This is a genomic window from Microcystis sp. M049S2, assembly GCF_020245625.1.
In the GTDB taxonomy this organism is placed as follows: domain Bacteria; phylum Cyanobacteriota; class Cyanobacteriia; order Cyanobacteriales; family Microcystaceae; genus Microcystis; species Microcystis ichthyoblabe_A.
The window spans coordinates 1-2,587 of the sequence record NZ_JADBUN010000245.1 but is presented as its reverse complement, the minus strand read 5'-3'; the positions used below and the strand labels follow the sequence as shown (position 1 = coordinate 2,587).

The 2,587-nt window shown below is 37.3% G+C and carries 4 protein-coding genes and 1 pseudogene; all 5 read left to right on the top strand.

The genetic code is table 11. The features are described 5' to 3' along the window. Positions 1-155: 155 nt before the first annotated feature. A pseudogene (locus IM496_RS19350) lies at positions 156-497 on the top strand (hypothetical protein); the annotation flags it as partial. A 369-nt stretch (positions 498-866) separates the two neighbouring features. Further along, on the top strand, positions 867-1,127 hold the full coding sequence (locus IM496_RS19345; protein WP_002733873.1) for a hypothetical protein: 261 nt from the start codon (positions 867-869) through the stop codon (positions 1,125-1,127). Positions 1,128-1,132: 5 nt separating this feature from the next. After that, positions 1,133-1,540, top strand: coding sequence for a type II toxin-antitoxin system VapC family toxin (locus IM496_RS19340; RefSeq protein WP_002761361.1), 408 nt, complete (start codon positions 1,133-1,135; stop codon positions 1,538-1,540). 208 nt (positions 1,541-1,748) lie between these two features. Beyond that, positions 1,749-2,096, top strand: coding sequence for a DUF4347 domain-containing protein (locus IM496_RS19335; protein ID WP_287662960.1), 348 nt, complete (start codon positions 1,749-1,751; stop codon positions 2,094-2,096). Beyond that, the coding region (locus IM496_RS19330) for an RpnC/YadD family protein (RefSeq protein ID WP_287662959.1) at positions 2,093-2,587 on the top strand (495 nt) is incomplete at its 3' end. The genes IM496_RS19335 and IM496_RS19330, both read left to right, overlap by 4 nt.

Below are 2,587 nucleotides of genomic sequence, written 5' to 3'. Positions count from 1 at the left end.
GGAGATATTGGACAATGTCTCAATGATGCTTCAGTTATTTCGGTTTTAGAAGAGATGTTAAAAGCCGCACTTATAGTAAATTCTTTTGAGGAGTGTAGGAAGTCTTTTAGTATCATCATAAATAAGTAGTGTGGGTAATACTTACCTTACTTAGTAAACTGTTTGAAATCATCGACAATATGATGACTTTATCCCCTGAATTACAGTCAAGTTTAGAGAGTAAAATCAAACAATTTGAGGAGGAAAGAACCATGCCTTTAATGAGTAATATGGAATTGCGAGGAATCGAACGCGGTAAAGAAATTGGGGTGCTAGAAAAAAGCCGCGATGCCATAAAAACAGTTTTAACTGTGCGGTTTGGAGAGATTTCTTCAGAAATTGAAGAGATAATCGGCAAAATGACTAACCCTACTATCTTAGAAGAGCTACTAAAATTAGCAGCTACTGCTAATTCTCTCGCAGAATTTAAGCAGTCTTTGGCAAAAATCAATATCTAGAAAACGGGTTTCTTGAAGAAACCCGTTTTCTGGACTTGTGGCCATCGCCTTCTCGCCATGACCCGCTACAATTGTCATTGTGAGGGAGTAATTGAGAGACAATCTTCAGAAACCCGTTTTCTGGACTTATGGCGAATCACCTGAATCAGTGAACAGTTGTTAACCTTTTGGTAAGTACCTAAGCAAAATTAATTACACATATCTAACCACCTCTTGCCTATTGCCTCTTGCCTCTTGCCTATCTTCACTAGGAAATTAATTTTGCACGACTACTTAACTGATTCAGGTAATTGCATTTGCGTCTCTTGGTTATAATTCACAAACAGGCTATAATGTTAGTAAAACAACGTTAATCTCTAAGGTTTATCAATGACTCAAATATTGATCGAAATTCCCGACGAATTAATATCTCGTTTGCAAGAACAAAAATCCTCGGTTCAAGAGATTGTTATCAAAGCTTTGGAAAATTATGTTCAAGCTGAATTACCAGATATTACTAAGACTCGTACTTGGGAACTTTGTGGAAGTTTAGAAATTGTCCAACCTGAGCCTAAATATATTATCGGACAAGATAATCGGGGTCAAGTTGTAACTAACTACGCTGAAAACATCGATGAAATTATTTATTAAAAATTGTGGACAAAGAAATTATTGTTGATACGTCTGCTTTAATTGCCTTTTTTGTCAAATCTGAAACTCATCACGAAAGCGCTCAAAAATATTACTTAGAAAATCCTCATAATAATTGGATTATTCTCGAATCGGTATTCGATGAAACTGTGACTTGGATTCGGAGCAAGGTATCTAGTCGAGCCTCAATCCAAGTGGGTCAAATACTAAGAGAAGATCATCGTTATATCAATGTGTCAGATAGCGATGATCTGGCAATATGGGAAGCTTTCTGTAAGTACAATGATAAAAAATGGAGTTACACAGATTGTTCTATTTTAGTTATGGCTCATCGTTTACAAATATTTAAGGTATTCGCTTTTGATGATCATATTCGTCAAATGGCAGGATTAGGAATTGTTTGTGTCCCATAAACTAATAAAAATACAATTTATGAACGTCGTTCAGATTGCATATCTTGCAACAACCCACGAAACTGAGAAAATGGTTTTTTTCAAGAAGAAAACGGGTTTCTTTGAGAAACCCGTTTTCTGTATAATGTTAATTTATGTTATGGAAGTCTTGAAAAATTGGGGATTGTTGGGCTAAAACTGTTAGCAATAAACCTTTGCGGTCAATGTCATGACTTCTACCCTTTTGCCGAGCCTTTCTGCTGTTGACGATGTTTTGTTCAATTTTGCTCAATCTGATGGCTTGAGTCAAGCTAATCGGGTGGATAGTGCGAGAAATCAGCGTTTAACCGCTACCGTAGTTTTCCTCGATGCTGGTGTTACCGATTATCAAAGTCTCCAAGCTGGGGTAATTCCAGAAGTCGCCACCGTTATTCTCTCTCCCAATCAAGACGGAATCGAACAAATATCCGCTTTTTTACAACAAAATCCCCAGATTACCACCACCACCTCTATTATTAAATCAGTGCGTTACGCTATCGCGCTTCACAGCCTACGAGTAAGCAAACAACTCAAATGAACCCAACAACCGCCAATTATGATGAACCCTGGAAAGAAGCATTAACCGAGTATTTTGAAGCGTTTTTACATTTCTTTTTTCCCGAAGTTCACCAATTAATTGATTGGACAAAAATTCCCGAATCCCTGGAAAAAGAACTCAAACGGATTACCGCTTCAGCAAAGACAAAAAAACGTTTCGCTGACAAACTCTATAAAGTCTGGTTACTCAGGGGTGAAGAAGTCTGGATTTTGATTCATATTGAAATTCAAAGTCAATACGAAGAAAATTTCCCTCAGAGGATGTATATTTATAACTATCGGGCCTTTGATTTGTATCAGAAACCAGTTATCAGTCTGGCAATTTTAGGGGATGAACGAGTAAATTGGCGACCAGATTCCTATAATTATACTATCGCTGGTTGTGAAGTCAGCCTCAAATTCCCAACGGTTAAATTACTGGACTATGAGGAAAGATGGACAGAACTAGAAACAAGTAGCAATCCCTTTGCT

Coding starts and splice junctions, on each gene's coding strand:
- IM496_RS19345 (WP_002733873.1), top strand. CDS start 867: ATGACTCAAATATTGATCGAAATTCCCGACGAATTAATATCTCGTTTG.
- IM496_RS19335 (WP_287662960.1), top strand. CDS start 1,749: ATGACTTCTACCCTTTTGCCGAGCCTTTCTGCTGTTGACGATGTTTTG.